The organism is Desulfobacter sp. (assembly GCA_028768545.1).
In the GTDB taxonomy this organism is placed as follows: Bacteria; Desulfobacterota; Desulfobacteria; order Desulfobacterales; family Desulfobacteraceae; genus Desulfobacter.
On sequence record CP054838.1, the window covers coordinates 4,084,924 to 4,108,979 of the forward strand.

General features: G+C 46.6%; 24 protein-coding genes and 1 pseudogene. 12 read left to right on the forward strand and 13 right to left on the reverse strand.

From position 1 onward, the window contains the following. Positions 1–2: 2 nt before the first annotated feature. Positions 3–1,940, reverse strand: coding sequence for a DUF4445 domain-containing protein (locus tag HUN05_19760; GenBank protein ID WDP87086.1), 1,938 nt, complete (start codon positions 1,938–1,940; stop codon positions 3–5). A 377-nt stretch (positions 1,941–2,317) separates the two neighbouring features. On the opposite strand from HUN05_19760, the gene HUN05_19765 reads away from it, so the two are divergent. The 4 genes from HUN05_19765 (at position 2,318) to thyX (ending at position 6,693) form a co-directional block, all read left to right on the forward strand. Then, entirely contained in the window at positions 2,318–3,751 is a 1,434-nt protein-coding gene (locus tag HUN05_19765) for an FAD-binding protein (protein ID WDP87087.1), read from the forward strand. A 15-nt stretch (positions 3,752–3,766) separates the two neighbouring features. Beyond that, positions 3,767–4,705 carry a hydrogenase iron-sulfur subunit gene (locus HUN05_19770; protein ID WDP87088.1) on the forward strand — a complete coding sequence of 313 codons (939 nt, stop codon included), beginning with the start codon at positions 3,767–3,769 and terminating at the stop codon, positions 4,703–4,705. Positions 4,706–4,715: 10 nt separating this feature from the next. Then, complete coding sequence (gene larA, locus HUN05_19775; GenBank protein WDP87089.1) at positions 4,716–5,960, forward strand: nickel-dependent lactate racemase; 1,245 nt, start codon at positions 4,716–4,718, stop codon at positions 5,958–5,960. Between the two features lie 82 nt (positions 5,961–6,042). Continuing rightward, complete coding sequence (thyX, locus tag HUN05_19780; protein WDP87090.1) at positions 6,043–6,693, forward strand: FAD-dependent thymidylate synthase; 651 nt, start codon at positions 6,043–6,045, stop codon at positions 6,691–6,693. A gap of 131 nt (positions 6,694–6,824) precedes the next feature. On the opposite strand, the gene HUN05_19785 is transcribed toward thyX, so the two are convergent. Continuing rightward, positions 6,825–8,192 carry an HD domain-containing protein gene (locus HUN05_19785; GenBank protein ID WDP87091.1) on the reverse strand — a complete coding sequence of 456 codons (1,368 nt, stop codon included), beginning with the start codon at positions 8,190–8,192 and terminating at the stop codon, positions 6,825–6,827. 460 nt (positions 8,193–8,652) lie between these two features. On the opposite strand from HUN05_19785, the gene HUN05_19790 reads away from it, so the two are divergent. Beyond that, positions 8,653–8,898 (forward strand): hypothetical protein, encoded by a 246-nt coding sequence (locus HUN05_19790; GenBank protein WDP87092.1) that lies wholly within the window; start codon positions 8,653–8,655, stop codon positions 8,896–8,898. Positions 8,899–9,044: 146 nt separating this feature from the next. On the opposite strand, the gene HUN05_19795 is transcribed toward HUN05_19790, so the two are convergent. The 4 genes from HUN05_19795 to HUN05_19810 form a co-directional block, all read right to left on the reverse strand. Continuing rightward, on the reverse strand, positions 9,045–9,785 hold the full coding sequence (locus HUN05_19795; GenBank protein ID WDP87093.1) for an amino acid ABC transporter ATP-binding protein: 741 nt from the start codon (positions 9,783–9,785) through the stop codon (positions 9,045–9,047). Then, the gene (locus tag HUN05_19800; protein ID WDP87094.1) at positions 9,772–10,569 is read right to left on the reverse strand and encodes an amino acid ABC transporter permease; all 798 of its coding nucleotides are present in this window, start codon (positions 10,567–10,569) and stop codon (positions 9,772–9,774) included. The genes HUN05_19795 and HUN05_19800 overlap by 14 nt, the downstream gene beginning before the upstream one ends. Before the next feature lie 101 nt (positions 10,570–10,670). After that, positions 10,671–11,408, reverse strand: coding sequence for a basic amino acid ABC transporter substrate-binding protein (locus HUN05_19805; protein ID WDP87095.1), 738 nt, complete (start codon positions 11,406–11,408; stop codon positions 10,671–10,673). Between the two features lie 308 nt (positions 11,409–11,716). Beyond that, positions 11,717–12,433, reverse strand: a complete 717-nt coding sequence (locus HUN05_19810) for an NYN domain-containing protein (protein WDP87096.1) — start codon at positions 12,431–12,433, stop codon at positions 11,717–11,719. A 653-nt stretch (positions 12,434–13,086) separates the two neighbouring features. Between HUN05_19810 and HUN05_19815 the strand changes: the two genes are divergently transcribed. The 3 genes from HUN05_19815 (at position 13,087) to HUN05_19825 (ending at position 13,975) form a co-directional block, all read left to right on the forward strand. After that, positions 13,087–13,236 carry a LysR family transcriptional regulator gene (locus HUN05_19815; protein ID WDP87097.1) on the forward strand — a complete coding sequence of 50 codons (150 nt, stop codon included), beginning with the start codon at positions 13,087–13,089 and terminating at the stop codon, positions 13,234–13,236. 73 nt (positions 13,237–13,309) lie between these two features. After that, complete coding sequence (locus HUN05_19820) at positions 13,310–13,684, forward strand: LysR family transcriptional regulator substrate-binding protein (protein WDP87098.1); 375 nt, start codon at positions 13,310–13,312, stop codon at positions 13,682–13,684. Between the two features lie 54 nt (positions 13,685–13,738). Then, positions 13,739–13,975: a hypothetical protein gene (locus HUN05_19825; protein ID WDP88154.1), complete on the forward strand. Its 237-nt coding sequence runs from the start codon at positions 13,739–13,741 to the stop codon at positions 13,973–13,975. Positions 13,976–14,159: 184 nt separating this feature from the next. Here the strand turns inward: HUN05_19825 and HUN05_19830 are convergent, their stop codons facing one another. The 5 genes from HUN05_19830 to HUN05_19850 all read right to left on the reverse strand — a co-directional run bounded on the left by HUN05_19830 (position 14,160) and on the right by HUN05_19850 (position 19,667). Then, on the reverse strand, positions 14,160–14,597 hold the full coding sequence (locus HUN05_19830; GenBank protein WDP87099.1) for a hypothetical protein: 438 nt from the start codon (positions 14,595–14,597) through the stop codon (positions 14,160–14,162). A 470-nt stretch (positions 14,598–15,067) separates the two neighbouring features. Next, entirely contained in the window at positions 15,068–16,030 is a 963-nt protein-coding gene (locus HUN05_19835) for an electron transfer flavoprotein subunit alpha/FixB family protein (GenBank protein ID WDP87100.1), read from the reverse strand. A gap of 2 nt (positions 16,031–16,032) precedes the next feature. Continuing rightward, complete coding sequence (locus tag HUN05_19840; protein ID WDP88155.1) at positions 16,033–16,821, reverse strand: electron transfer flavoprotein subunit beta/FixA family protein; 789 nt, start codon at positions 16,819–16,821, stop codon at positions 16,033–16,035. A 69-nt stretch (positions 16,822–16,890) separates the two neighbouring features. Beyond that, a complete protein-coding gene (locus HUN05_19845; protein WDP87101.1) occupies positions 16,891–18,954 on the reverse strand; it encodes a (Fe-S)-binding protein in 2,064 nt (687 codons plus the stop codon). Positions 18,955–19,082: 128 nt separating this feature from the next. Further along, positions 19,083–19,667, reverse strand: coding sequence for a TetR/AcrR family transcriptional regulator (locus tag HUN05_19850; protein ID WDP87102.1), 585 nt, complete (start codon positions 19,665–19,667; stop codon positions 19,083–19,085). A gap of 305 nt (positions 19,668–19,972) precedes the next feature. On the opposite strand from HUN05_19850, the gene HUN05_19855 reads away from it, so the two are divergent. From HUN05_19855 to HUN05_19870, 4 genes and pseudogenes are all read left to right on the forward strand, one after another. Next, a complete protein-coding gene (locus HUN05_19855; protein ID WDP87103.1) occupies positions 19,973–21,259 on the forward strand; it encodes a class II fructose-bisphosphate aldolase in 1,287 nt (428 codons plus the stop codon). 58 nt (positions 21,260–21,317) lie between these two features. Further along, positions 21,318–21,738, forward strand: a pseudogene (locus HUN05_19860) (hypothetical protein). A gap of 13 nt (positions 21,739–21,751) precedes the next feature. Further along, the gene (gene flgM / locus HUN05_19865; protein WDP87104.1) at positions 21,752–22,054 is read left to right on the forward strand and encodes a flagellar biosynthesis anti-sigma factor FlgM; all 303 of its coding nucleotides are present in this window, start codon (positions 21,752–21,754) and stop codon (positions 22,052–22,054) included. A gap of 174 nt (positions 22,055–22,228) precedes the next feature. After that, positions 22,229–22,687, forward strand: a complete 459-nt coding sequence (locus HUN05_19870; GenBank protein WDP87105.1) for a hypothetical protein — start codon at positions 22,229–22,231, stop codon at positions 22,685–22,687. Here the strand turns inward: HUN05_19870 and mazG are convergent. Together mazG and HUN05_19880 are read right to left on the reverse strand one after the other, a co-directional pair. Continuing rightward, positions 22,675–23,463: a nucleoside triphosphate pyrophosphohydrolase gene (gene mazG / locus HUN05_19875; GenBank protein ID WDP87106.1), complete on the reverse strand. Its 789-nt coding sequence runs from the start codon at positions 23,461–23,463 to the stop codon at positions 22,675–22,677. The genes HUN05_19870 and mazG overlap by 13 nt on opposite strands. Continuing rightward, positions 23,451–23,972: a CvpA family protein gene (locus tag HUN05_19880; protein WDP87107.1), complete on the reverse strand. Its 522-nt coding sequence runs from the start codon at positions 23,970–23,972 to the stop codon at positions 23,451–23,453. The genes mazG and HUN05_19880 overlap by 13 nt, the downstream gene beginning before the upstream one ends. Positions 23,973–24,056 lie beyond the last annotated feature (84 nt).

Sequence of the window (24,056 nt, forward strand, 5' to 3'; positions counted from 1 at the left end):
ATTCATTTTCGCAAGGCCTCCAGCCTGGCCTTAATCTTGGGAAAATAGTTAAGCTCGGTATGGGGCATAAAAAGCGCTCCCATATAATGGTCCATATAAGAGGGGGTGGTGGCCAACTCAAAATTGGTCATCATGTTGACCACATCGGTCACATTCCGTCTCAGAGAGTTGGTCAGGCAATTGATCTTGCATCCCAGAAGTGAGCCATTGCCCAGATAGGTGACCTTGTCCGGTTCAATCTCGGGTAAAAGTCCTATGGTGATGGCACTTTCCAAATCCACATACGAGCCGAAACCGCCTGCCAAAATAATTCGTTCCACATCCTGAATACCCAGGCCGATCTCTTCAAGCAGGGTCAGGGCCGCCGAATACATGGCCCCCTTGGCCCGGATAAGATTATCCAGATCCGGCTCGGTAATGGTAATATCCCGGTCAATCTGGGTATTTTCCCTGTCCACAATCACATATTCCCAAATATCATCCGTCTGCCGGATTCTCGGGGTGTCCAAATCCTGGTTGAACTTGCCCCTGGAGTCAATGACCCCGGCTTCCAGAAGTTTGGCTGCCAGGGTAATAAGGCCTGAACCGCAGATGCCCTTTGCCTTGACATTGCCCACGGTGATAATCATGGGGTCATAGGTCTCAGGATCAATGGAAAAATCTTCAATCGCCCCTTTGGATGCCCGCATGCCGAACTTGACCCCGCCCCCTTCAAATGCAGGACCTGCCGAAGCAGCCGTACAGACCATCCAGTCCTGGTGGCCGATAACGATCTCGGCATTGGTCCCGATATCCATATAAAGGGTCAGTTCAGACGAAAGATACATGCCCGATGCCATGACCCCGGCAATAATATCCCCACCCACATAGGAGGAGACCCCGGGATAAATCAGGGCAATGGTATGGTCGGGCAGATCCAGGTCGATCTCCTGGGCCAGGCAGGGGGGATACATGATGGAAGCCGGCACATAGGGATCTTTTCTGATATAGCTGGGATTAATTTTCAAAAGCAGCTGGGTCATGGTGGAGTTGCCTGCCAGGGTGATGGTGGAGACCTCCTGCCTGTCAATGCCGGCCTTTTTAACGATTTTCCCAATGACCTTGTTGATGGTTTCAATCACTTTTCTGCTTAAAACATCCAGGCCGTCTCCTTTTTCCGCAAACATAATTCTGGAGATCACATCCTCCCCATAGGAGATCTGGCCGTTAAACTCCCCGTGTTCGCCTAAAACCGTTCCTGATTGAAGGTCCAGAACCTGACCGTACACGGTTGTGGTGCCGATATCCACGGCAATGGCAAAATTTCTCTGGCTTGTGTCCCCGGCCTCAATATTAATAATTCTGTTTTTCCCGTCTCGGCGCACGGGCCTTACAATGGTGGCCGTAACTTTAAAATCCTGCTCCCGGATGATATCAGGCACACGGCGGATCAGTCCCAGATCCATTCTCAGCCTGTGTTCATCATGGTTAAGACGAAGATGATTTATTATCCTTGCCACATCTGCCTGGTTATCTCCTTCAGCGGCCGGATCCATTTCCAGATAAATTTTTTCCACCGGCGGAATAAACAGCCCGTTCTCCTTGAGGACATCCATATCCGTATGCATGGCCCGGGCCGTATGCCGGGCATTGGCCTGCTGGTTAAGACGGCTTGTTTCCATCTCAGATTCCACAGGCACCCTGACCACCAGATCCGAAACAACCTGGGAAATGCAGGCCAGCCGATACCCCTGGTCCTGATCTTCCTGGGAAAGATGTTCTGAAATCCCGCCTTTAACCTCTCCTTGTTCAATCAGGACCAGGCATTTGCCGCAGACCCCGCTGCCTCCACATGAGGCGTTGATATGAACACCGGCTTCCATGGCCGCACGGATCAGGCTTTCGTTTTCTTCAACTTGGACAATATTTTCATGGGGTAAAAACTCTATGGTATATGTCATTAAATCATCCTCAATATTTAGAAACCCGTAACAGAACAAACCGTTTTTTTTAAAACTTTCCTAAAACGAAACAAGTATACCCCCTGGTGAAAGGTTTGCCAAGGATGGAGATTGTTTTGCAAGGATTATTTTCAGTATATTTTTGCCAAGGCTTTATCAAAAACTGCCCGGTCACCCCCTTCACCCTTAATATGTCCAGACATCAACTGATAACGGCAGCAATGCCCCCGGGAGAACAACGGACTTAACAAGCAAACACTTATAATACAGACAAAGGAAAATGGGATTGAAATTTTCAATAACTTGTGGAAGTATGAAAAGGTTATCTCTGTAAACGACGATAAATTCGGCATTTATTCATCAAAAGGGGATTTTAAATGAAAACGGTTGATGAACCCAGATTAAGGGAAATTGTAGGAGAAAAAAACATCAAGTCAGATCCGTCTGACTTGTATGTATACGGGTCAGACGCCTCTGTTCACCATGCCATGCCATGGGTGGTTGTCAAACCTGAAAACACCTCCCAGGTTCAAAAAATCATGGTCTATGCCAACCAGGATGGTATTCCGGTCATCCCCAGGGGGGGCGGCTCGGGCATGTGCGGACAGACCGTTCCGGTCAACGGGGGCATTGTACTGGACATGAAAGGCATGAACCGAATCCTGGAAATCAACCTGCCTGATGTATACTGCCGGGTGGAGCCCGGAGTGGTGGATGATGACCTGAACCTGGCCCTGAAACCTTACGGGGTATTTTATCCGCCCACACCGGCCTCTTCCAGGATTGCCACAATCGGCGGAGAGATTGCCAACAATGCCTCGGGTGTCAGGTCGGTCAAATACGGGGCCACCCGGGATGCGGTCATGGGCATGAAGGTGGTGCTCCCCTCGGGAGACCTTGTCAGTTTAGGGGCCCATACAAGGGTTGAGGCCTCGGGATACCAGCTTCACAAACTCATGGTGGGCTCGGAAGGCACTCTAGGAGTGGTGGTGGAAGCCACCCTGAGCTTTGTTCCCATTCCCGAGTATAGATGCATGGGCGTGGCCAATTTTGACTCGCTTAAAGATGCCGGAGAAGCCATCGGCTCGATCATGGCCTCGGGCACCATTCCCTCCATGCTCGAACTTGTGGATTCCGTGGCCATCAAGGCAGTGAACAAAACCATGAATCTTGGGCTCAAAGAGGTGGAAGCCGCCCTGATTTTCGAGGCAGACGGCCAGGTCAAAGAGGCGGTGGACTATGAAATCAACAAGATGAAAAAAATCTGTGAAAGCCACCACGGCAAGGATATCATCTCAAGCTACGATCCCAAGGAGCGGGCCAAGATTTTCATGGGCCGCAAAAAACTCTTCCCTGCCCTGTCCAAGTATGACGACAACCTGTCCTCCACCTCCCTTGCAGATGACATGGCCGTGCCCTACTCAAGGATGGCGGACATGGCGGCCAAAATCCACGAGGTGGCCAAAAAAAATAATATTGTCATGACCGCTTACGGCCATTGCGGATCCGGGTGCATGCACACCAAGATACTCATGGACACCAAACGAGAAGACCAGTGGGCATCGGCCAGGGCCGCCATTACCGAAATCTATGAATTTGTAAGGTCGGTCAACGGCACCACGTCTGCAGAACACGGCATCGGCCTGTCCAAGGCAGAATCGTTTAAAGTTGAAAAGGCAGATTCAATTGATATGCTGGCCACCATTAAACAGGCTTTGGATCCCTATAATATTCTCAATCCGGGCAAACTCATGCAGGCCCCGGACAACTGGGTAACGGCAACAGACCTTAGATACTCTGTAGAGAGCTAACCAAGAGGGGTATACATGGAAAAGAATTTTGAACATTTAAAAAAATGGGAAGGCACTCTTGCCAGCTGTATCAGATGCGGATATTGTTTTGAGCATTGTCCCATGTTCAAGCATACGGGCTGGGAGTCTGATGCCCCCAGGGCAAAAATCATCACGGCATTCGGTCTTTTATCCGGCAAGGTGGATCTCACCCCCCAGGCTGCGGAAAAACTGTTCAATTGTTTTTATTGTAAACGATGCGAGGCCGCCTGTTCATCAGGGGTTCCTTTGACTGAAATCTTTACCGACGCTAAAAAAGATCTTTCTGCCATGGGATTCAAGGGTCCGGGCACCACTTCGGTCACCCATATGAACTGTGCCAGATGCCTGCTCTGTGTAGGGGCTTGTCCCCATGAGGCAAGATCCATTGGTGAAGACGGCATTGTCACGGATCCTGCCAAGTGCCAGGCCTGCGGCATCTGTGTCGAGGTCTGCCCTGCAGGGGCTGCCACCATTGAAAACACCTTCGGGGTGTCCAGAACAGAACTCACGGAAAAGGCTGCGGCCTTTCTCAGTTCACATGTCTCTGCCAAAGCCATTGTCTTTGCCTGCAACTGGTCCTATTATCCGGACCTTATGGCATCCCGGCTGCCCGAATCAGAAACCCATGACAAAGACTATGAAATTCTGGTGAATATGTGCGGAGGCAGACTTGAAGCCCAGCTTCTGATGGCCCCCTTCCTCACCGGGGCCTGGGGGGTGCTTGTGGCCTGCTGCCCGGACAGAGACTGCCAGCATGACGGCAATTTAAAGGCAAAAAACCTGGTTAAAAACATGAAACAAACCATGGAAAAGCTGGAGATCAATCCGGATCGGATCCATTTGGTTCAGATCCCTGCCGGGGATAAAACCTTGTTCCAGGCGGAAATCGACACCTTTATGGATCAATTAAACAGCATGGGCCATATACGCTAAAGGAGAATTCATGAAGATTACGGTCCCGTACGGAAAAGAGGGGTCAATGTCAGCCCATCTGGATGATGCAATCAATGTCAGCTTTCTGGAAGCCAATGATGTGGATATCCAGGATGAAGACAAGACCATTGAAGATTCCATCTTAAATCCCATCAATTCCAAACATTTCAAATCGTTTTTATCCGACGCCAAAAAGGTGCTGGTCATTGTCAATGATGCCACAAGACCCACCCCCACCCAAAAGGTGCTGGACGTTATTTTCGATGATTTAAGCAAAACCCGGTTCAACTTCATCATTGCCACAGGCGCCCACAGAGGGCCCAGTGAAGAAGAGTATCTCCAGATCTTCGGTGCTTATTATGAAAAAATCAAAGACAGAATCATTGTCCACGATGCCAGAAAAGAAGAAGACCAGGTCCTGATCGGCAAATCTTCCAACGGGACTGAGATGTATGTCAACCGAGCCGGGGTGGAGGCGGATAAATTCATTATTATCTCTTCGGTGGAACCCCATTATTTTGCAGGGTATACCGGTGGCAGAAAATCATTTCTCCCGGGCATTGCCGGATACAAGACCATTGAACAGAACCATAAGCTGGCCCTGGTACCCGAGGCAAAGGCCCTGGCCCTGGAGAATAACCCGGTCCATGAAGACATGATCGATGCCATCAAAACCGTAAAACAGGAAATCTTTTCCATCATGACGGTGCTGGACAAGCATCATAAAGTCTATGCCACCTGTTCAGGGCACATCAACGATTCTTTCCATGCCGCCATTGACCGTGCCAACGAGGTATTTGCAGCCAAGCTTGACCAAAAGGCCGACATTGTGGTCTCTGTGGTAAAATTTCCCCAGGATATTGACCTTTACCAGGCCCAAAAGGGCATTGACAATGCCAAGCTGGCCCTGAAAAAAAACGGGATCATGATTCTTGTGGCCAAGTGCCGCTGCGGCATCGGCGGCAAGGCCTTTGCAGATCTTCTAGGCTCCTGCGACACGCCCAAGGCTGCACTTGAAAAAATTGAAAAAGGCTATGTGTTAGGATATCACAAGGCCGCTAAAATGGCTGAAATAGGGCTTTGGGCACAGATGTGGGGGGTCACGGACGTTGAGCCGGATGTGATTTCAAAATTATTTATCACCCCTTTTTCCGATCTTCAGACGGCCCTTGATCAGGCCATTGCGGAAAAAGGCAAAGAGGCATCTGTTCTTTTTATCATGGACGGCGGACTTACCGTGCCTTTAGTCAAGTAAAGGTCCTCCACAACAACCATACTTAAAAACAGACAACAGCCTGTGAACCTTTCACAGGCTGAGGCTGCCTTAAAAGTGACCCATGAATATCATTGAACAAAACCACGAAATTTTAAACCTTCCCCATGACTGCCTTGAAATACTGGAAAAGGCCGGCAGGACCTGTTACAAATCCGAAACCAGGATCACCCAGGATTCCGCGGGGAAATTTGTGGATATGCTGATCCGCAACAACCACCATGCCATGATTGAATTCGGGGACATCATTGTCAAATTGACCACCAACCGGGGGGTCACCCATGAACTGGTCCGGCACCGGATGTGCAGTTTTGCCCAGGAATCCACCCGGTATGTCAAGTATGACAAGGACATTGCCTTTATCCGTCCGGTCTGGTCGGACGACCGCCTGATAGGACAATGGGACCCCAATCACCTGGATCTGCCCAAAGACCTGCCCGTTGGAGACGAGATCTGGCTCAAGTCCATGGCAAGGGCCGAATCAGAGTATAAAACCCTGATTGACGCCAAATGGAAGGCACAGGCCGCCAGGGAAATCCTGCCCAACAGCATGAAAACAGAAATCGTGGTCAAGGCCAATATCAGAGAATGGCGCCATATTTTTGCCCTGCGCTGTGCAAAGACCTCCCACCCCCAGATGGTCGGCTTGATGATCCCTCTGCTCAAGGATTTAAAGACAAAAATACCTGTGGTTTTCAATGACCTGAAATTCTAAGGGGCTGATCCCCGGTGCTCAGGCACCGGGGATGACTTAAAAAAGGTCACCACCATTGGATATCCAACCCGAGTACTGTTCAGCCATGACACCAGAGGACAAGCCGGCATTCTGATAGGACTGCTCCAGTGTTAGGTGGACAGCCAGGTCTCTTCTGAACAATACTGCCGTGTAATGGATTCAAGGTTCTCACGCAGGGCCTCATCCGGACATCCCGCCACATTTTCATACAATGAAAACGCAATGGTATTAAAAATATCAACCAGAGAGGGATCAAAATGAGTCCCGCGGCCCTCAGCAATAATCTCCATGGCTTCTTTGAACGGCATGGCTTTTTTATAGGGTCTTTCTGAAGTGATTGAATCAAAGACATCTGCAATGGCAAAAATTCGTGCAATGACCGGAATAGAGTCGCTTTTAATCCCATAGGGATAACCGCCGCCAATGAACTTTTCATGATGATATTTTACAACGTCTGCTGCATCTTTCAGCCAAGTGGATCTGGCAACAATTTCAAGACCGTAATTCACGTGGCGTTTCATGGACTCAAATTCATCCTCTGTTAATTTGCCAGGTTTTAAGAGAATATTGTCGGAAATTCCAATTTTACCCACATCGTGAAGAAAGGCCCCCTTTATCAGGGTACGAATCAAGCTTTGGCTCAGCCCCATTGCCTCGGCCAGTCTGACCGAGTATATCGTGACGCGGTAATTGTGGATATCGGTGTCACTGTCCCGTTTGGCAATTGCGCTCCCAAGCACCTCCAAAGTTTCAATATTGGCTTCCAAAAGATCATTGGCCTGCTGGGACAATCGGTTGATCAAGGTGATGATAATCGGGTAAAGTATCATGGTGGTGAGCAAAACAATCCCAATGGTCTGCAGACAGGTCCGTGTAATACGATCAACAACCTGATTTTTTGCAGCAGCGGACACGGCAAACATCCCGCTTAAAATGGCTGCCTGCTGCCCCTTATCATTTTTAAGTAAAAATGTGAGCTGAATATGCGGACTTCCATGAATATATCTAAATTTGGAGACTTGGGTGGTGCCAGCCGGAACCTGTTCTCCCAGAGACCCCATGACGGCGTCCACCTCTTTTACATAGCCTGTTTCAGGGTCTTTTTCCAAAACAATGGCACTGCCCTCAAGATCATAGATTCCCGTATAGATAAGATTGCCTATCCCCAGGTCCAACTTGCCGATGCTTGAAAGCATCTTGAGTTTATTTTGAAGCTCATCTGTTTTGGTGAGCGGCGGCGTACCCAAGTCCCCCTGAATTTCATCATTAAACCGGGCGGCAATCTCCCCTGCCCGGTTGTTGACCACCTGGCCCAACCGTTGAAATTCAAAAAAAAAGACAGTGAAGGCAAGAACAAGAGAAACCAGTGAGCCTGCGATAAAAAGCCTGACCAATAATGTTTTGTGAATATAGGACTTAAGAGATCTTTTATCAGGATTAATGCCGGATGGTACTAAATTAAACAGGTTGGATGTCATGGATCTTTTAAGCCTTGCAATTATGAAAAAAAATTATAATATATTTACCTAAATTTATTATAAAAGGTCAATCAGCTCCAGAGACCGGACAAGCTGATACTTATATAATACGGATAGTTACACGTCAAGTGATTTGTTAAAGGTTCTTTTAAGCCCCATCCCAAAGCCTTGGACTTTTTTACAAAAAAATTTTAAAAAAAGCACACTCAAAACACCGGGCGATCCAGAGGGGGGGGGGGCCGCGGTGTTAAATCCTGTAAAACGCTTGAACGAAAACCGCTGTCCTGAACAACAGCGGTACAAGAGGATGTAATTTTTTATGGAGAGACAAGTGAAGAATCAACTGAAGTGGTTAGTTTGTTTTAGCGTTTTAGCACTCCAGGCCGGATGCATTTCCAATGCTCAATTTAATACGGTCAGCAACAATCACCTCAACGAATTAAACCAATGTGAACGACTCTTGAACGATCAGATTAAATCCGATCAGATAGAAAAACAAACCCTGACCAAACAGATCAGAACCGATCAAATTGAAAAACAAGCCCTGAACAAGCAGATTATAAAACTGGAAAAAGCCTTGGAGCAAAAGGAGAATATCATCTCAATCCATAAAACGGTCATCCGGCTTTTTGACGATTCAGATCACACCCTTCAAAACGCCATCCAGGATCAGCTTGATAACCAGCAACCCGATACATCCGGATAGTATGGCCCAAGGTTCTAAAGCTTAGAAAGGGTTCCCCTCCAAGGCACTCAGAACGAACGCGGTCATGTTAACGAAAGCGGGCATGTTATAGACCAAAGTCCTGATCGAGGGTTTAACTCTGATGATCAGTTTTCAGCCACAAGCAATTATAAAATCTGGGATAAAAACAATTTGGTCCTGTCATTTTCAGGCGCGTTGAAAAAATGCTCAGGGGTCCCGATTTCAATGATTTTGCCCTTATCCATAAAAATCACTTTATCGGCAACTTCCCTTGCAAACCCCATTTCATGGGTGACACAAACCATGGTCATCCCCTCTTTGGCAAGATTTACCATAACATCCAGGACTTCACCGATCATTTCCGGGTCAAGGGCAGAGGTGGGCTCGTCAAAGAGCATGATTTTGGGATTCATTGCCAGGGCCCTGGCAATGGCCACCCGCTGCTGCTGACCTCCTGAGAGCATTTTGGGATATACATATGCCTTGTCAGAGATCCCGACTTTGTGCAGCAGCTCCATGGCAATTTTTTCGGCTTGGGCCTTTGGCAGCTTTTTAAGTTTCATGGGCGCCATCATGAGATTTCCCAGCACGGTTTTGTGGGGAAAAAGATTAAAACTTTGAAAGACCATTCCAAGTTCCTGGCGAATGGCATTGATGTCGTTGCTTTTATCATTGATATCTTTGCCGTCAATGATAATTTGCCCCTTGTCTATTTTTTCCAGGCGGTTAATCGATCGCAGCATGGTTGATTTACCCGAACCGGAAGGACCGATAACAACCACCTTCTCACCCGGTGCAATATCAAGGTTGATTTTATTTAAGGCGCATAATTTACCAAAGTATTTATAAACCTCGTGAATCTGAATAATGGCCTTAGTATCCTTCATAATAATTTAACCTTTCTTCCATTTTGCTGACCGCTTTGGATAAAATAAGGGTGATCACAAGATATACCAGCGCCACCATGGTATAGGCTTCAAAATAACTGAAGGTCACGCTTGCATACTCACGCCCGCGTCTTAATATATCGGCAACGGCCAGTATGGAAACAAGGGAGCTGTCTTTTAAAAGGGCAATAAATTCATTGCCCACAGGCGGAAGAATGGTTTTCCATGACTGGGGTAAAATCACCATGAACATGGTCTGGGTTTTGTTAAACCCAAGAGACCGGGCCGCCTCCCCCTGACCTTTGTCAATGGAAATAATACCGGCTCTGAAGACCTCTCCCATATAGGCACCATAACAAATACCCATGGCAATGATGGCCGACGGCAGTTCTGAAATTTGTAAAAACTCAAATCGTCCCAGGGCGTAATAGATGTAAAAGAGCTGAACCAACAGGGGAATCCCCCGGACAATCTCAACATAGGTTGATGCAATGGTGTTGATTATTTTGTTCTCTGAAATACGTCCAAGGCCTGTGAAAAGGCCTATGATCAGAGACAAAATAATGGAAGCAATGGTGACCTGGAAGGTGACCAATACGCCGTCCGGCAGAAATTTTAAAACTTCCCAATACATGTCCGGGTCGCTCATGCACAAATAAATAATACAGCCAATGGCGCCAATAAAGGATATGGACCATGCATTGACCAACCCCTTGTCTTTTTTGACAGGGATGGCTGCACCGTCACCGACTTCTATGTTAATGGGATGATTCTTGTCTGCCATCGTGCACTCCAATCATTACAAATTTTGATCTAAATTTTCTTGTTTAACAAAAACAAATGCCCCGGCATCAAAAAACCGGGGCATTCGCATCTCTTAATCCACTATAACCATTTTTTAAAGATTCTATCGTATTCCCCGGATGCTTTTACCTTTTTCAAGGCCTCATTCACCAGGGCCAATTTGTCTTTGGATTTTCCTTTTTTAAAGGCAAATCCCAGATATTCAGGCGTGTCAGATTCCAGCAGAAAGGCAAGGGTCAAATCCTTAGAATATTGTTCGTTTGTAAGAGCGTAATCCGCTGCAACCGCATCATCACAAACAACGGCATCGATTCTTCCGTTAAACAGATCTTCCACGGCAAGACCGATTTCGTCGTAGGATTTCATGGTAACCCCTTTAATTTTTCGGGTCACCAAAAACCCTGTGGTCCCGATTTGGGCACCGGCTTTTTTGCCTTCCAGATCTGCTTTAGATTTAATCTTGACTGTTTTTTTTGTGATCACCCCCTGTTTAACTTCAAAATAGGGATCGCTGAAACTCATTACTTTTTTGCGAACCTCGGTAATGGAAACAGAGGATGCAACCATGTCATATTTACCCGCAGCAAGACCTGCAAAAATACCGTCCCAGGCCGTATTCTTGATTTCAAATTTAATGTCGCTGACTTTTTCCATGGCAGCCAATAGTTCGGGATTAAAGCCTGTGATGGCCTTGTCTTTGTTAATATACTCCATTGGGGGCCATGTGGCGTCAGTGGCAACGGTGATAACCGTTTTTGAAAATGCACTGGGCACGAACATGAACAGGATCAAAACAGCCATTATACTTTTTTTCAACATAATAAAAAAACCTCCTAATTGTTTAAAAAAAACGTCACTGTTAAATCAGCAAGACGTATTTATGTATACAAAAAAAAGGGTATTATCACATTTTTCATTTAAATGACAGAATGTCTTGGATTTGAACACGATTTGGTTTTGCCCTTGTCAACTCACAGGTCTTTGAAACCATCTAAGGCCGCTGGCAATCGTTGCCTTTTGAATGGATTTGCCAGGGCAGAGATTCTGGCCAATGTCATGGATAAAACCGGTCTTTATCACAATCTTGAATGTGATAAAAAAGGGAAAAAAAGCTGGGCACCGATAAACTAGTTTGATTTTTTCTTCCGGGCATCCCTGACTAAAAATGAATTGCCCGGGCCCCGCTTGAGTTCAAACAAATCAATGGCCTTTAAAAGGCTGCTCAAATTTTTATACCCGTAATTTCTGGTGTCAAAAGAGGTTTTATTGGAAATGTGGGAGCCCACCGGCCCGAGTGCTGCCCAGCCGCTGTCCTCTTCTGTGGATTCAATGGCCTTGCGCAATAAATTGATCAGTTTGGTATCAGACTTAAGATTTTTCGATGTTTTTTGGATGGCGCCGTTGGGTTCGGGGTGCTGATCTAAAAATAAAAATTTGGAACAGGCATTCACAAACGGGGAAGGCGCCTTGCGCTCACCAAATCCTAAGACAACCTTACCCTCGGCCAGGGCCCGGGTCACCATGGGGGTAAAATCACAATCTGAGGAGACAAAACACATGACATCAATATCTTTGGTGTACATGACATCCATGGCATCAATGACAAGGGCAATATCCGAGGCGTTCTTCCCCTTTGTCAGGTCATACTGCTGAATGGGCTGAATCGCATATTCGTGCAGCAGCTCTTCCCAGGATTTCAAGGTGGGATTTTTCCAGTTTCCATATGCCTTTCGTATGGTTACCACCCCGTATTTTGCAACTTCACTGAGCACATCTTCAAACTTGGACGCAGGCGCATTATCTGCGTCTATGAACAAGGCTATTTTCTGTTTTGATTCATCCATATTGATTGTCACCTTTTAATGGATTGTAATGGCAGATCCACATTGAAAATAAACTGATTTTAAGCTCAATTGCAAGGGTTTTCAAAAATACAGGATTTATCCCATGGGATATCAGGGCTTTGCAAAAGAACGCCAGGGCTTCTTCCCGAAGGAACCTGTGTGTTTTCTGCAAGCGTAAGCAAACTAGGCGGCTAAATTTTGGCAGATCCTGGCCGAATGAAAACTCAGTTGCCAGGATCTGCTCTCTTTTTTTACCCTTCTGTGGCATCCTTGAACTGGGCATTCACCCGTCCTGCGCACACCGCCATGACAATGGCCCTTGCCGCCCCAATCTCTTTATCACTGATCTGGTGTTCCCTAGCATCGCTAAGGCAGTGGCCCATTCAGGGGTAGCAGCCCACAGCCATTGCAGAGGCCAGATAAATCAGACGGGTTGTTTTGTCATCCAGGATCCGATTGTCCTTTGCACTTTGCAAAAAGGCCTGAAAGGCCTGGGCCTGTTGTTCTGAAAACATTTTTTCTCCTTTTTAAAAATAGAATTTGTCTGTATGCTCACTTTCAACCATTAGATATACCGATTAATATAATTGTACGATCGAATCCAACGATTTATTTAGATGGTCTGGATCGGCAGAAGCGATCAAAGGAGGATCATGGAAATCAGGCAGCTTAAAACATTCATAACCGTGGCAGATCTGCTCAGCTTTACCCGGGCGTCCAAAGCGCTTTACATGGCCCAGTCGTCTGTTTCAGCCCAGATCAAAGCCCTGGCTGGAACAAGAACTGGACTTAAAACTCTTTGACCGCATCGGCCGCCGGGTTCTGCTCACAGATGCCGGGAAAAAACTTTATGCCTATGCCCGGCGGATGCAGGACATGACAGAGGAAATCCAATCAGAATTTTCCAATGATGAATATGCCAGGGGCGCCCTGACCGTGAGGGTGCCTGAAACCATTGCCAGCGTTTACCTGCCCCGGGTGGTTGAAAAATTTCACATGGATCATCCAAAGGTGGGCCTTGATTTCATCAATTGTTCGGACGAACAGCTCAGAGAAGAACTCAACTCCGGACGAATTGATCTGGCCTTTTTACTCACAGATACCGTCCATATCAAAGAGGTGAATGTAAAGCTGCTGAAAACAGAACCTTTGGGGCTGGTATCCGCTGCGGATCATCCCCTTTCAAATCAGGGCCGGATCCGCATGGAGGATCTTTCAGGCCGAACACTTCTTTTACCCAAAACCGACTGAAATTATCCAAAACGATTCAAGCGGTCGGTTGAACAAAATAATGTCCGTCCCAGAATCTTAGAGTTTTCCAGCATCAACGGAATGAAAAACTGCCTGAAAAAAGGAATCGGCCTGACCCTCTGCCCCCACATCTCAATAAAAAATGAACTAAAGGAAAAAACGCTGACCCGGCTTAAACTTGATTCATGTCCTGACCAGGTCTCCCTTATCATGATCTGGCATTCGGAAAAGTGGTGTTCCCCCCTGTTAACCCATTTTATGGCCTTGGCTGAACAGGAGATGGGTGAATAATTCAAGACTGTGAATTGGGTTTTGCTATAGGATGAAAAGTTTTATACAGTTAACATTGAATTCAGCCACAAGAATTCAAAAAACTTTTGACAGAATGACTGCACATGGCATTACAGACTACTTGAATCTACAGATCAAACATTTTTTTTATTAACGAAAATCTCTATTATGTGCGTTATGTTATTTATATTTTAACTTCTATAGCTGCCTTTATAATGAAGTCTAATTTTGCTTTCTCATGAGCTTCGTTTGGAATATTATGAAATGATAAATTTGTGTGCAATATTCCTTCAAACGCGTTATAAACTTCAGCTGAAAACCACGTATGAATAAGACCTTTTGAATTTTCAATGCATTGACGCGTTTCTGAACGAAAATTTATAATAGGCGCAATTCCTTCATAAGATTCTTTCTGGTTTTGAAGTGCTACATCTAATATATCAGCTTCCATCTTCCCAATTGCTTGCAAAGCGGATTGGAATGATTGATACTTCAGTTCATGATTCTTAGTAAATTTCCACCACTTAGAAGTGAGCATATTACTAACAATTGGACCAATCATCCCGCCAAACACCCCAGATATGGTTGAAATTGCAACAGCTTCTATAAATGTAATTGGCATATTATTCCTTCTCACATCGTCCTTAATCAACATGATTGATTTGCCCAAATAATAAAAATTGGGGAATCAAATCAACCGAACAAAAAACCAACTTTAATTAAAACCATAAACGCTTATTTAAACTGCGTTCAGTCACCACCATTAAACAATAGCCCTACCCTGAGTGAAATTACAAGGGGAAAGATAAAAGGAAAAAACCGGATATTCCATTCTGCCATATCCTCTAATATGCCTGGGCATCCAGGCTGGGGTGCGGGGGGGATGGTTTTTGCGGCGTGAGGACTGCCGGGTGCCAGGATGGCAAAGACGGCTGTCCGTCCGCGGCGTTCCCGGTCAGGACGACCGGGGGCGGTTTAGCTAAAACCACCCGCCCGTTCACCGGCCGGGTCCTGAAAACAAAAAGGCCCTGCAAAAAAATGCAGGGCCTTTAAAAATCTCAAACTAAGGCTCAGCCTTATGAGAGGCGAAACCTATAAGTCTTCAATGGCTTCCTGGAGTTCAGGCATGAAATCAAGAATATCTTCAACAATACCCACATCAGCCACCTGGAAAATAGGGGCTTTGGGGTTTTTGTTTACTGCCACGATAAAGGGATTGCCCTTTACCCCGCCCATGTGCTGGAAGGAGCCGGAAATACCCATGGCCATATAAACCTTGGGTTTAACGGTCTGGCCGGAGGTGCCGACCTGGCGTGATTTTTCAAGCCATTTGGCATCAACAATGGGTCTGGAGCAGGAAACCACTGCGCTCATGGCGTCGGCCAGTTCCTGGGCCACTTCAATGTTGTCCTCATCTTCAATACCGCGGCCGATGGAGACCAATACGTCTGATTTGGTGATATCCACATCACCCACTTCAGCTTCAACCACTTCCAAAAAGGCTCTTTTGGCTGAAAGATCGCCACCATCGCCTGCAGTCACATTGCCGCCTGCATCACCGCCGTCAACCGGAGCAAAGGCGCCCGGACGGATGGTAATCACAGCCCCTGCTGAAATATCGCAGGTCACATGGGTGGAAACAGCTCCCCCCAGTTCCTGGCGGACAATTTTAAGGGCAGAACCGTCCTGGCCTTCAAAATCAACCACGTCTGCTGCATAGGCAGAGTCAAGCTTAATGGAAAGGCCCGGAGCCAAATCCATGCCAAATGTATCATGTCCAACCAGAACAACGGCATCGGCCGGAACAATGTTGACCAGGGCTTTTCTCACGACTTCTGAATTGGGATAGGCCAGGGCTGCATCATCAACCTTGATCACTTGGGCATAAATTTTGGCCATTTCATTGGCCACGGTATCCAGATCTGCACCGGAACCTGTAACAACGGCAGTAACAGAAGCTGCGTCGTCAATTTTTTTAGCCGCATCCAGGAACTCTAATGCCACATCTGCTGCAGCACCGTTACTAAAAGGGATATACGCAAAAATCTGAGTCATGATTAGAGTCCTCCTTTGGCTTTGAGCTTCTCAATCAATTTTTCAATAATCTCTTCGGTGGAACCTTCAAGCATTTCAGCACCATCACCCATGTCAGGTACAAAATAATCCACCCTCCGGGTTTTGGCGCCGTCTTCGCCAATAACGGAAGCATCCACACCCAGATCTCCTGCGCTTTTCACAGGAATTTCAACCTTGGCCACCTTACGGATACCGCGGATCCCCACATAACGGGGCTCATTAATACCGGTCTGAATGGAAAGCACACAGGGAAGCTCAATTTCATTCATTTCCTGGTTGCCGCCTTCAATTTCACGACCCACACAGATCTTGGCGTCGCCGTCCACCTCAATCTTGTTGACCAGAGAGGCATAGGGGTAGTCCAGCATGGCCGCAACCATGCCGCCGACCTGACCTGCACCCTCGTCAGCCTGGGCACCGGTAAGGATAAGATCATAGCTGCCCTTTTCGATTTCAGCCTTGAGAATGGCGGCAATCCCTTTGCCGTCAGAACCTTCAAAGGCGTCGTCGGACAGGAGGACACCATTGTTGGCGCCCATGGCCATCTCACGTCTCAAAACCTCTTCTGCTTCATCATCGCCCACGGTGACCACGGTGACGCTGCCGCCCACGTTGTCCACGATCTGAATGGCTTCTTCAACCGCATAGTTGTCCCACTCATTCACAGAATAAACCAGATCGTCACGGTCCAGATCGTTTCCGTCGGAATTGAGTTCAAATTCATTCTCAGCAGTATCTGGAACGCGTTTGACGCATACCAAAATTTCCATCATCGCCTCCTTAAAACTTGGGGTTATGGCCTGCCGGGTCTCCGGCAGGCGTACACAATAAAGTATTGCTTATGCTAAATGCTGCTCAATGAGTTCGGTAAAGTCCATGGCTTCCATTTCACCTTCCTTGCCTGCCACCTTGATGGCATCCTGGATATTGACCAGGCAGAAAGGACAGGCGGTCACAATAACCGTGGCACCGGCTTCAGCAGCCATATTCACCCTTAAAACCCCCATGCGGGTTTCTTCTTCAGGCTCGTAAAAGAGCATGAGCCCGCCGCCGCCGCAACAGAATGACCGGTCCCGGCTCTTTTCAAGTTCCACCCGTGTCAGCCCGTCAATGGCATCCAGAGCATCTCGAGGATCTTCATACAGGCCGTTATGGCGGCCCAGGTAACACGGATCATGGTAAACATAAACCTGGCTCGGATCCTTGCAGGGCTTCATGGTCAAAGCACCGGTATTAATTTTTTCAGCAACCACTTCGGAAATATGACGCACCGGAGGCAGGCCTGTATAATCATTTTTCAATGCATTGTAGGCATGGGGATCGGCGGTCACAATCTCTTTGACCCCGGATTCCAGAATGGCTTCGGTGTTCTGTTCTTTAAGATCCTGGTAGAGCATTTCCTCGCCAAACCGAATAACCTCGTTGCCGCTGTCCTTTTCAGCCTTGCCAAGGATACCGAAATCAACCCCTGCCTTTTCAAGAATAACAGAGGTCCGTCTTGCAATCTCCTGGATATTATCATCATAGGAAGTGATACTGTCTACAAAGTAAAGGGTGTCAGCACTTTCCTTGGACAAATCCTTGATCGTATGCGCAGCCTTGAACTCTTTATCCTTGGCCCAGTCCGCCCGTTTCTTTTCCATCTTACCGTAGGGATTGCCTCTTTTTTCAAGGGCTTTGAGGGGCTTTTGCAATGACTGGGGAACCATACCCTCATCCACCATGCCCCGGCGAAGGTCAACGATTTTATCAATATATTCAATGCCCAAAGGACATTCCTGTTCACAGGCGCCACAGGTGGTGCAGGACCAGATTTCGTCCTCTGTATAGATATCTTCCACCAGCATCTTGGACTTGTAGATTTCCCCTGACATGGGATAATTCTTAAACATCAAATCCCGGGCCTTGATGGTGATAAACCTGGGGGAAAGAGGTCTGCCCACGGCATTGGCCGGACATTGGTCAGAACACCTGCCGCAATCGGCACAGGAATAAAAATCCAGCATATGCTTCCAGGTAAAATCTTCAAGAGTCTTAACACCAAAAGATTCAAGTTCGTCCAGTTCCTCATCTTTTATCCCGTGCATCACAGGTTTGATATTTCCCTTGCTCACCCGCATGAAAAATACGTTGAAAATGGAGATGATCACGTGAAAATGCTTGCCCATGGGCAAAAAACAGAGAAAAAAGAAAAAGGCCAGATCATGCACATAATACATGAAAATATGAAGACCCTGCAACACCTCTAAAGAGGCAGAAGAAAGCATGGCCTTGAATATCCAGACCAGGGACAGGGGCGCTACAAAATGAGACTCTCCCGTGACCTGGAAGACATAGGCCATCTCAGAGGCTTCAAACAGGCTTTCTGAAATCATCAGAGTTGAAATGATGCCCAGAACGAATACGGCTTCAGCCGTATGATCATGTCCGTATTTTTCAGGAACGCTATACCGGGCCGGCTTATAAATCCCACGCCGAATGGCCGCTATGATACAGGCGATGAGTACGGCTGTTGCTGCATAATCCTTGAAAAAATTGTATACAGCGCCGATCCCCCCGTCAAACCCGGGAAGAACAAATCCGTCGGATATTCCGATAATCACAAGGCTTGAAGATCGAATGGAAAGGATCAAAAAACCTGCAAAAATAACAATATGCAACACTCCTGCCAGCATATACCGGGGCTGACGGACCTGCCCCAGCCAGACAATGGCCAAATTTTTAATGCGCTCCGGAATCCGGTCAAACCGGTTGTCCGGGTTGGCCCTTACCAGAGGGGCGATCCTCCGTGCCATGATATAGGTAAACAGGCCAATACCGGCAATGGGCACAATAAAAGAGAGAATCACCATTGGAAAAAACCCGAACAACTGATAACTTGCCGGACCAATAATTGAAGACATACTGACTTACCTCCCGTTATTTTTAATATAATGAATTCAGGCTCATTGAGCTTTAGTAAACATGACCTTTGGCGTCAAGCAAAAAACCCTGTTCAGCAAATTTTTACCATTTATATACTATATGGGGTTTATTTACCTCTCACCCCGGTCAGATAAAGATCCACAAGCGGATCTGCCATGGATACCAGGTCATACCTGCCATGGGCAGATACCCAGGTGGATATCACCCCTTCCACAGCCCCGAGAATGAACCGCTTGACCAGGCCCACAAAAAGGTCCTGACGCATGGTTCCGTCGATCTGACCCTGCTCGATAATATCAGACAAAAGATCCAGATACATCTTTGAGATATCCTTGATCTGGGATTCAATATCCCGCAGATACCTGACCTCTGACTGAAAAATAATCACCATATTCTTGTCGTTCTGGAATTCCTCAAGGTGACACCGGATCAGATTGCGAAGCTTGGTTTCCGCATTGGTCCCCTTGGCAACGGCGGAGTTCATTTTTTGAAAAACAGACTCTGTTTTAAAGGAGATGAACTGATACAGGATATCATCTTTATTCTTAAAATAAAGGTAGAGGGTGCCGTCTGCCACACCGGCCTTGGCTGCGATTTGGGAGATGGTGGCTTTGTAAAAGCCGAACTCGGCAAACACCGCCCCTGCACTGTTTAAAATTTTATGATATTTTTCAGATTTATTCTTTTGCAAATTCTTTGGCCCCTTTCCCGGTCAAATGAATAACGATTCATCAATCTAACAATAGATTAAAACAAAAGTCAAGCCTGTATTTTTTTAACAAAAAAGAATAAGTTGCAAATTAGCTAATTTTTATAGATAGTTATAACTCGCCCTGTTTAAATGACTTGAACTCCCAATATTTAAATCTCTAAAAATTAGATATGAATAACTATTCATTCCCTGATAAGGCTTGATTTTAGGGTGGTTTCATGACAAAAAAAGAGAATTGTTCTTATAATATTAAGGTGTGACGAATACTGGGAGGAAATTTTACCATGAACAACATATATACCCAAGAATTCCAGAGCTTACTCGATTACGGCAGACCGCCCAACATCAAGAAGTGCTTTCCCAATTCAAAAGCATTAATTGTCAGCGGCAAATATATTGATCAGGCAATGCTGGCCAAGGGTAACTGCATGACCATTGCCGCCAACGGCAGAAGTTCATTTGTCATCCGGGGCACCCTTGCTGCGGCCCAAAGGGCAAATGCCGCGGTGATCATTGAAATTGCCAGATCCGAAGGCGGCACCAATGCCTATTGCCCCACAAGTCTTTGGAATATTGCAAGACAGACCGATGCCTATATGAATGAGATGGGAATTACCATTCCCGTGGCCATCCATGCTGACCATTTCGGAATCAAGTGCAATGAAGATATCGAACCTGCAAAAACAGAGATCCTTTCCCTGTTTGATGCCGGTATTACCTCAATTGCCATTGATGCCTCACACATGCCCGACGATCAGAACCTTTTGGCCAATCTTGAACTCTATCCCTTTGTGCCGGAATGGGCCGGTCTTGAAACAGAAGTCGGTGAAATCAAAGGCAAAGACGGGTTATCCACAGACGAAGAGGCCCTGTTTCTCATCCAGGGGCTCAATGCCCACGGCATTTTTCCGGACTGGATTGCCCTGAACAACGGCACCACCCACGGCATTGAACAAAGCGGTACAGGCATCAACGTGGAACTGACCACTCAGATCCATGATGCCTTGGCACCCTACGGGGTTTCAGGTGCCCAGCACGGCACCTCAGGAAACAATTCAGACAAGCTTCGGCAGATTGCCGCAAAAACCAGAACCACCAAAGCCAATGTCGCCACTGCCCTGCAGATGGTTTCCTGGGGAGTAAAGGTCAATGATTTTGGAAATGCCATCATGGACAATGATGGAAATTTCATCAAAGAATCCAACAAAGGCATTACCCGGGAAAACTGGGAAAAATTATGCGCCTATGCCCAGAATAACAGCTGGGAGGGCGGAAATTTCAAAAAGCTGAACCTGCCCTTTGAAAGCCATTTACTTGCCCAGCCCGCCACGGTCAGGGAGCAGATGATCAAAGGGGTGGAAAATTTTGTATTCACTCTGCTCACCGACGTATTCAACGCCCAGGACACGGCAGACCAGGTAAAACAGCAAATTCTGGAAACCCAGTCTCATTTCCCGGGTTTTAAAGCCAAAAAAATTGAAAATAAAGATGAGTGGACCCGGGAAAAAATTAAGGACAGAGCCTCTAAAATCGTTTCAGACAAAGGGCCTGAAGGCGATTTTGATGATTAAAAAAAATATTAAAGTTTTGATTCCCCTTATCCGATACTGTGGTTAAGGAGAAAATATAATGCAGATACCTTCATATCAAATACAGAATGTGCTCAAGGTCTATTCCAGACAGTTCAGCCAGGGAAAACTACTGGCCAAGAACAAATTTGGTGCGGCAAAGGTATCTGCTGACAATGTAAACATATCCTCGGAAGGGAAGCGCCAGGCGATTATTGATAAAGTTGCCTCCAACATTGTTGACCGTATCATTAACGAAGGACCAAAAGAAAAAAACGAAGAACAGATTACCGACCAGATTGAAAAAGAACTGGGCAAAAAAAATTGATTTTACCAAGGGTAAAAATCAATTCACCTACACCACGGTCGATGAAAGTAATAATAAGGTTACCCAAACCTTATCTGTAGAAGATTCCAGGTTTGTTGTGGAACGAATGACAGAACTGGCCCGCCAGGTAGCTAACACAAATATGGAATCCTAAGGAGTCAATCATCATGAAAATTACAAATTCAAACTATATTAGCCAAAACTACACCAACTCTCTTAAACAAGAGGGAAAAGAATCTCTGGAACGGCCTTCCGGACAACCTGAGCACTCTTCAGGAGTGGATAAAATAAATTTATCATCCACCACCCGGGAATTGCAGAAAATTTCACTTGCCGCTGAAACCGAACCTGAAAACAGGGAAAAACTGGTTGAAGATCTCAAACAGCAGGTTCAGTCCAACCAATACGCGGTAAATGCTGAACAGGTAGCGGAAAAAATGATCGGATCCATCATGGATGAACTGGGATAGACTGCAATTTTTTCCCAGTTTATCTCCCCCCTCTCCCTGTATCCCAGCATGCCGCACAAAGCATTGCCCCTTCAACCCATTGATATTTAAGCGACTTTAATATTTTTACCGATAGCCCTAAAAAACTGGCATGGGTTTTGCTTTTTATATCTCCAATACTGAAAGGAGCCCAATATGGCAAATATCAACCAGATTAATGAGATGGCGCAGTCCACGGGAACCCAGACCCAGGCAAAGCCAAAGGCTGGAGAACGTTCTACGGGGTTTGATTCCCTTCTCAGCTCTGCACTTGAAAAAACAGACGCATCTGAAGGGGATACAAAGGCAATGGGATTAGGGGAAATCTCATCACCCGGATTTGAATTGGAGGCCCCTTCATCCATTGTCACAGGAAAGACAGACAAGCTGATCGGCATGCTTGATAATTACGTAAGCCAGCTTGAAAATCCTCAAGTGTCATTGAAACACATTGAGCCTGTACTGGAAGAAATCAATGCCGATGCAACCGCTCTTCTTGAAGAAACCCGATTTTTAGGGGATGAAGACAGCCAGTTAAAGAACATTGCCACCCAAACTGTTGTGGCAGCCAAAACCGAATACCTTAAATTCCAGAGGGGGGATTATCTGTCATAGGCCTGCTTGGCCCGTTGCCAGTGTGCCTCCTTTTGATCCAAGCTCATCTTTTTCAAATCCTGCCGCTCTTTTTTAAGGGCGGCTTCCATGGTTCTGAACCGGCCTTCAAATTTGGATGTTGATCTGTACAGCGCCGTTTCCGGGTGAAATCCGGCAAACCTGGCCACATTGACCAGGGAAAAAAGAATATCACCGAATTCCATCATAGACTCATCTTTGTCCCCTTTTTCAAGGGCAGCCTCAAACTCTGAAATTTCAGATTTTGCCGTTTCCAAAATCTGGTCAATATTTTCCCATTCAAATCCGGCCTTAACCGCTGACTTGGAGACCATCAAGGCCCTGAGAAGTCCTGGCATTCCCTTGGGAACACCATCCAGGGCAGACGGGCGCCCCCCCTTTCCCGCCTGCTTTTTTTCCTGGCACTTTATCTTTTCCCATTGCCTGTTAAGGGCTTCTTCCGAGTCAATATCTGAATCTCCGTATACATGGGGATGCCGGCGGATCATTTTTTGGGCCACCCCGTCAATCACCTCAGAAAAACGAAAGTCTTTGTTCCGGGTATAAATTTCAAGGATAAACAAGACCTGGAACAGGACATCTCCCAATTCTTCAATTATATTTTCAAGGTCTTGATTGACAATGGCCTCTTCCAGCTCATATGTTTCTTCGGCCAGGCATTTCCACATGGTCAGCGGGGTCTGCTTCTGATCCCATTCACACCCGTCTTTTCCCCTGAGCCGCCGGATAATATCCAGCAGCGGGACTATAGTTTCCACTCTTTTTTCAACCCTTCCAGATGCTGATAAAAATCTGTTTTCATATTTTGAGAAACAAACAGGGTCAGGGTATCAGCCACCTGGGCAAGATATGGCGCTGTTTTTGAATCTTTAAACCGGTCATGGGTGCCCGAAGCAAAGGCCGTGGCCATGATAAAGAGGATGGTCACGATTAATATTCCCTTTGCCGTACCAAAAACAACGCCGAAAACCCTGTCCACCCAGCCGAGAAAGACCAGCCGGAGCAATTTTCGTATCAAAAAAGACAACAGACCAACCAGAATCAGGATCAGGCAGAAAAGTGCAAAAAAACAAAAAAGTTCCTGGGCATCAGCAGACCACCCCCATGGCTCAACATAGGGAACAAGCTGCAGATAATAGGTGTTGGCCCCGTAAAAACCGGCCATGACACCGATAATACCCGACACTTCTCCGATCAATCCCCTGAATCCGCCCCGGATCAGGCAAAATCCCACAATAACGGCAACGCCAAGATCAAAAAAGTTCATATTTTCCCTTCATTTTAATATGGTTCCGAAGGATAAACAGATACCAGCAGGCCTTGATTCCCGTCAAGATTTTTATTGACCTTT

Coding starts and splice junctions, on each gene's coding strand:
- HUN05_19795 (WDP87093.1), bottom strand. CDS start 9,785: ATGAAGGATACTAAGGCCATTATTCAGATTCACGAGGTTTATAAATAC.
- HUN05_19770 (WDP87088.1), top strand. CDS start 3,767: ATGGAAAAGAATTTTGAACATTTAAAAAAATGGGAAGGCACTCTTGCC.
- HUN05_19845 (WDP87101.1), bottom strand. CDS start 18,954: ATGTCTTCAATTATTGGTCCGGCAAGTTATCAGTTGTTCGGGTTTTTT.
- HUN05_19800 (WDP87094.1), bottom strand. CDS start 10,569: ATGGCAGACAAGAATCATCCCATTAACATAGAAGTCGGTGACGGTGCA.
- thyX (WDP87090.1), top strand. CDS start 6,043: ATGAATATCATTGAACAAAACCACGAAATTTTAAACCTTCCCCATGAC.
- HUN05_19880 (WDP87107.1), bottom strand. CDS start 23,972: ATGAACTTTTTTGATCTTGGCGTTGCCGTTATTGTGGGATTTTGCCTG.
- HUN05_19870 (WDP87105.1), top strand. CDS start 22,229: ATGGCAAATATCAACCAGATTAATGAGATGGCGCAGTCCACGGGAACC.
- HUN05_19805 (WDP87095.1), bottom strand. CDS start 11,408: ATGTTGAAAAAAAGTATAATGGCTGTTTTGATCCTGTTCATGTTCGTG.
- HUN05_19760 (WDP87086.1), bottom strand. CDS start 1,940: ATGACATATACCATAGAGTTTTTACCCCATGAAAATATTGTCCAAGTT.
- HUN05_19810 (WDP87096.1), bottom strand. CDS start 12,433: ATGGATGAATCAAAACAGAAAATAGCCTTGTTCATAGACGCAGATAAT.
- HUN05_19840 (WDP88155.1), bottom strand. CDS start 16,821: ATGGAAATTTTGGTATGCGTCAAACGCGTTCCAGATACTGCTGAGAAT.
- HUN05_19765 (WDP87087.1), top strand. CDS start 2,318: ATGAAAACGGTTGATGAACCCAGATTAAGGGAAATTGTAGGAGAAAAA.
- HUN05_19785 (WDP87091.1), bottom strand. CDS start 8,192: ATGACATCCAACCTGTTTAATTTAGTACCATCCGGCATTAATCCTGAT.
- HUN05_19835 (WDP87100.1), bottom strand. CDS start 16,030: ATGACTCAGATTTTTGCGTATATCCCTTTTAGTAACGGTGCTGCAGCA.
- HUN05_19830 (WDP87099.1), bottom strand. CDS start 14,597: ATGCCAATTACATTTATAGAAGCTGTTGCAATTTCAACCATATCTGGG.
- HUN05_19820 (WDP87098.1), top strand. CDS start 13,310: ATGACAGAGGAAATCCAATCAGAATTTTCCAATGATGAATATGCCAGG.
- flgM (WDP87104.1), top strand. CDS start 21,752: ATGAAAATTACAAATTCAAACTATATTAGCCAAAACTACACCAACTCT.
- HUN05_19855 (WDP87103.1), top strand. CDS start 19,973: ATGAACAACATATATACCCAAGAATTCCAGAGCTTACTCGATTACGGC.
- HUN05_19815 (WDP87097.1), top strand. CDS start 13,087: ATGGAAATCAGGCAGCTTAAAACATTCATAACCGTGGCAGATCTGCTC.
- larA (WDP87089.1), top strand. CDS start 4,716: ATGAAGATTACGGTCCCGTACGGAAAAGAGGGGTCAATGTCAGCCCAT.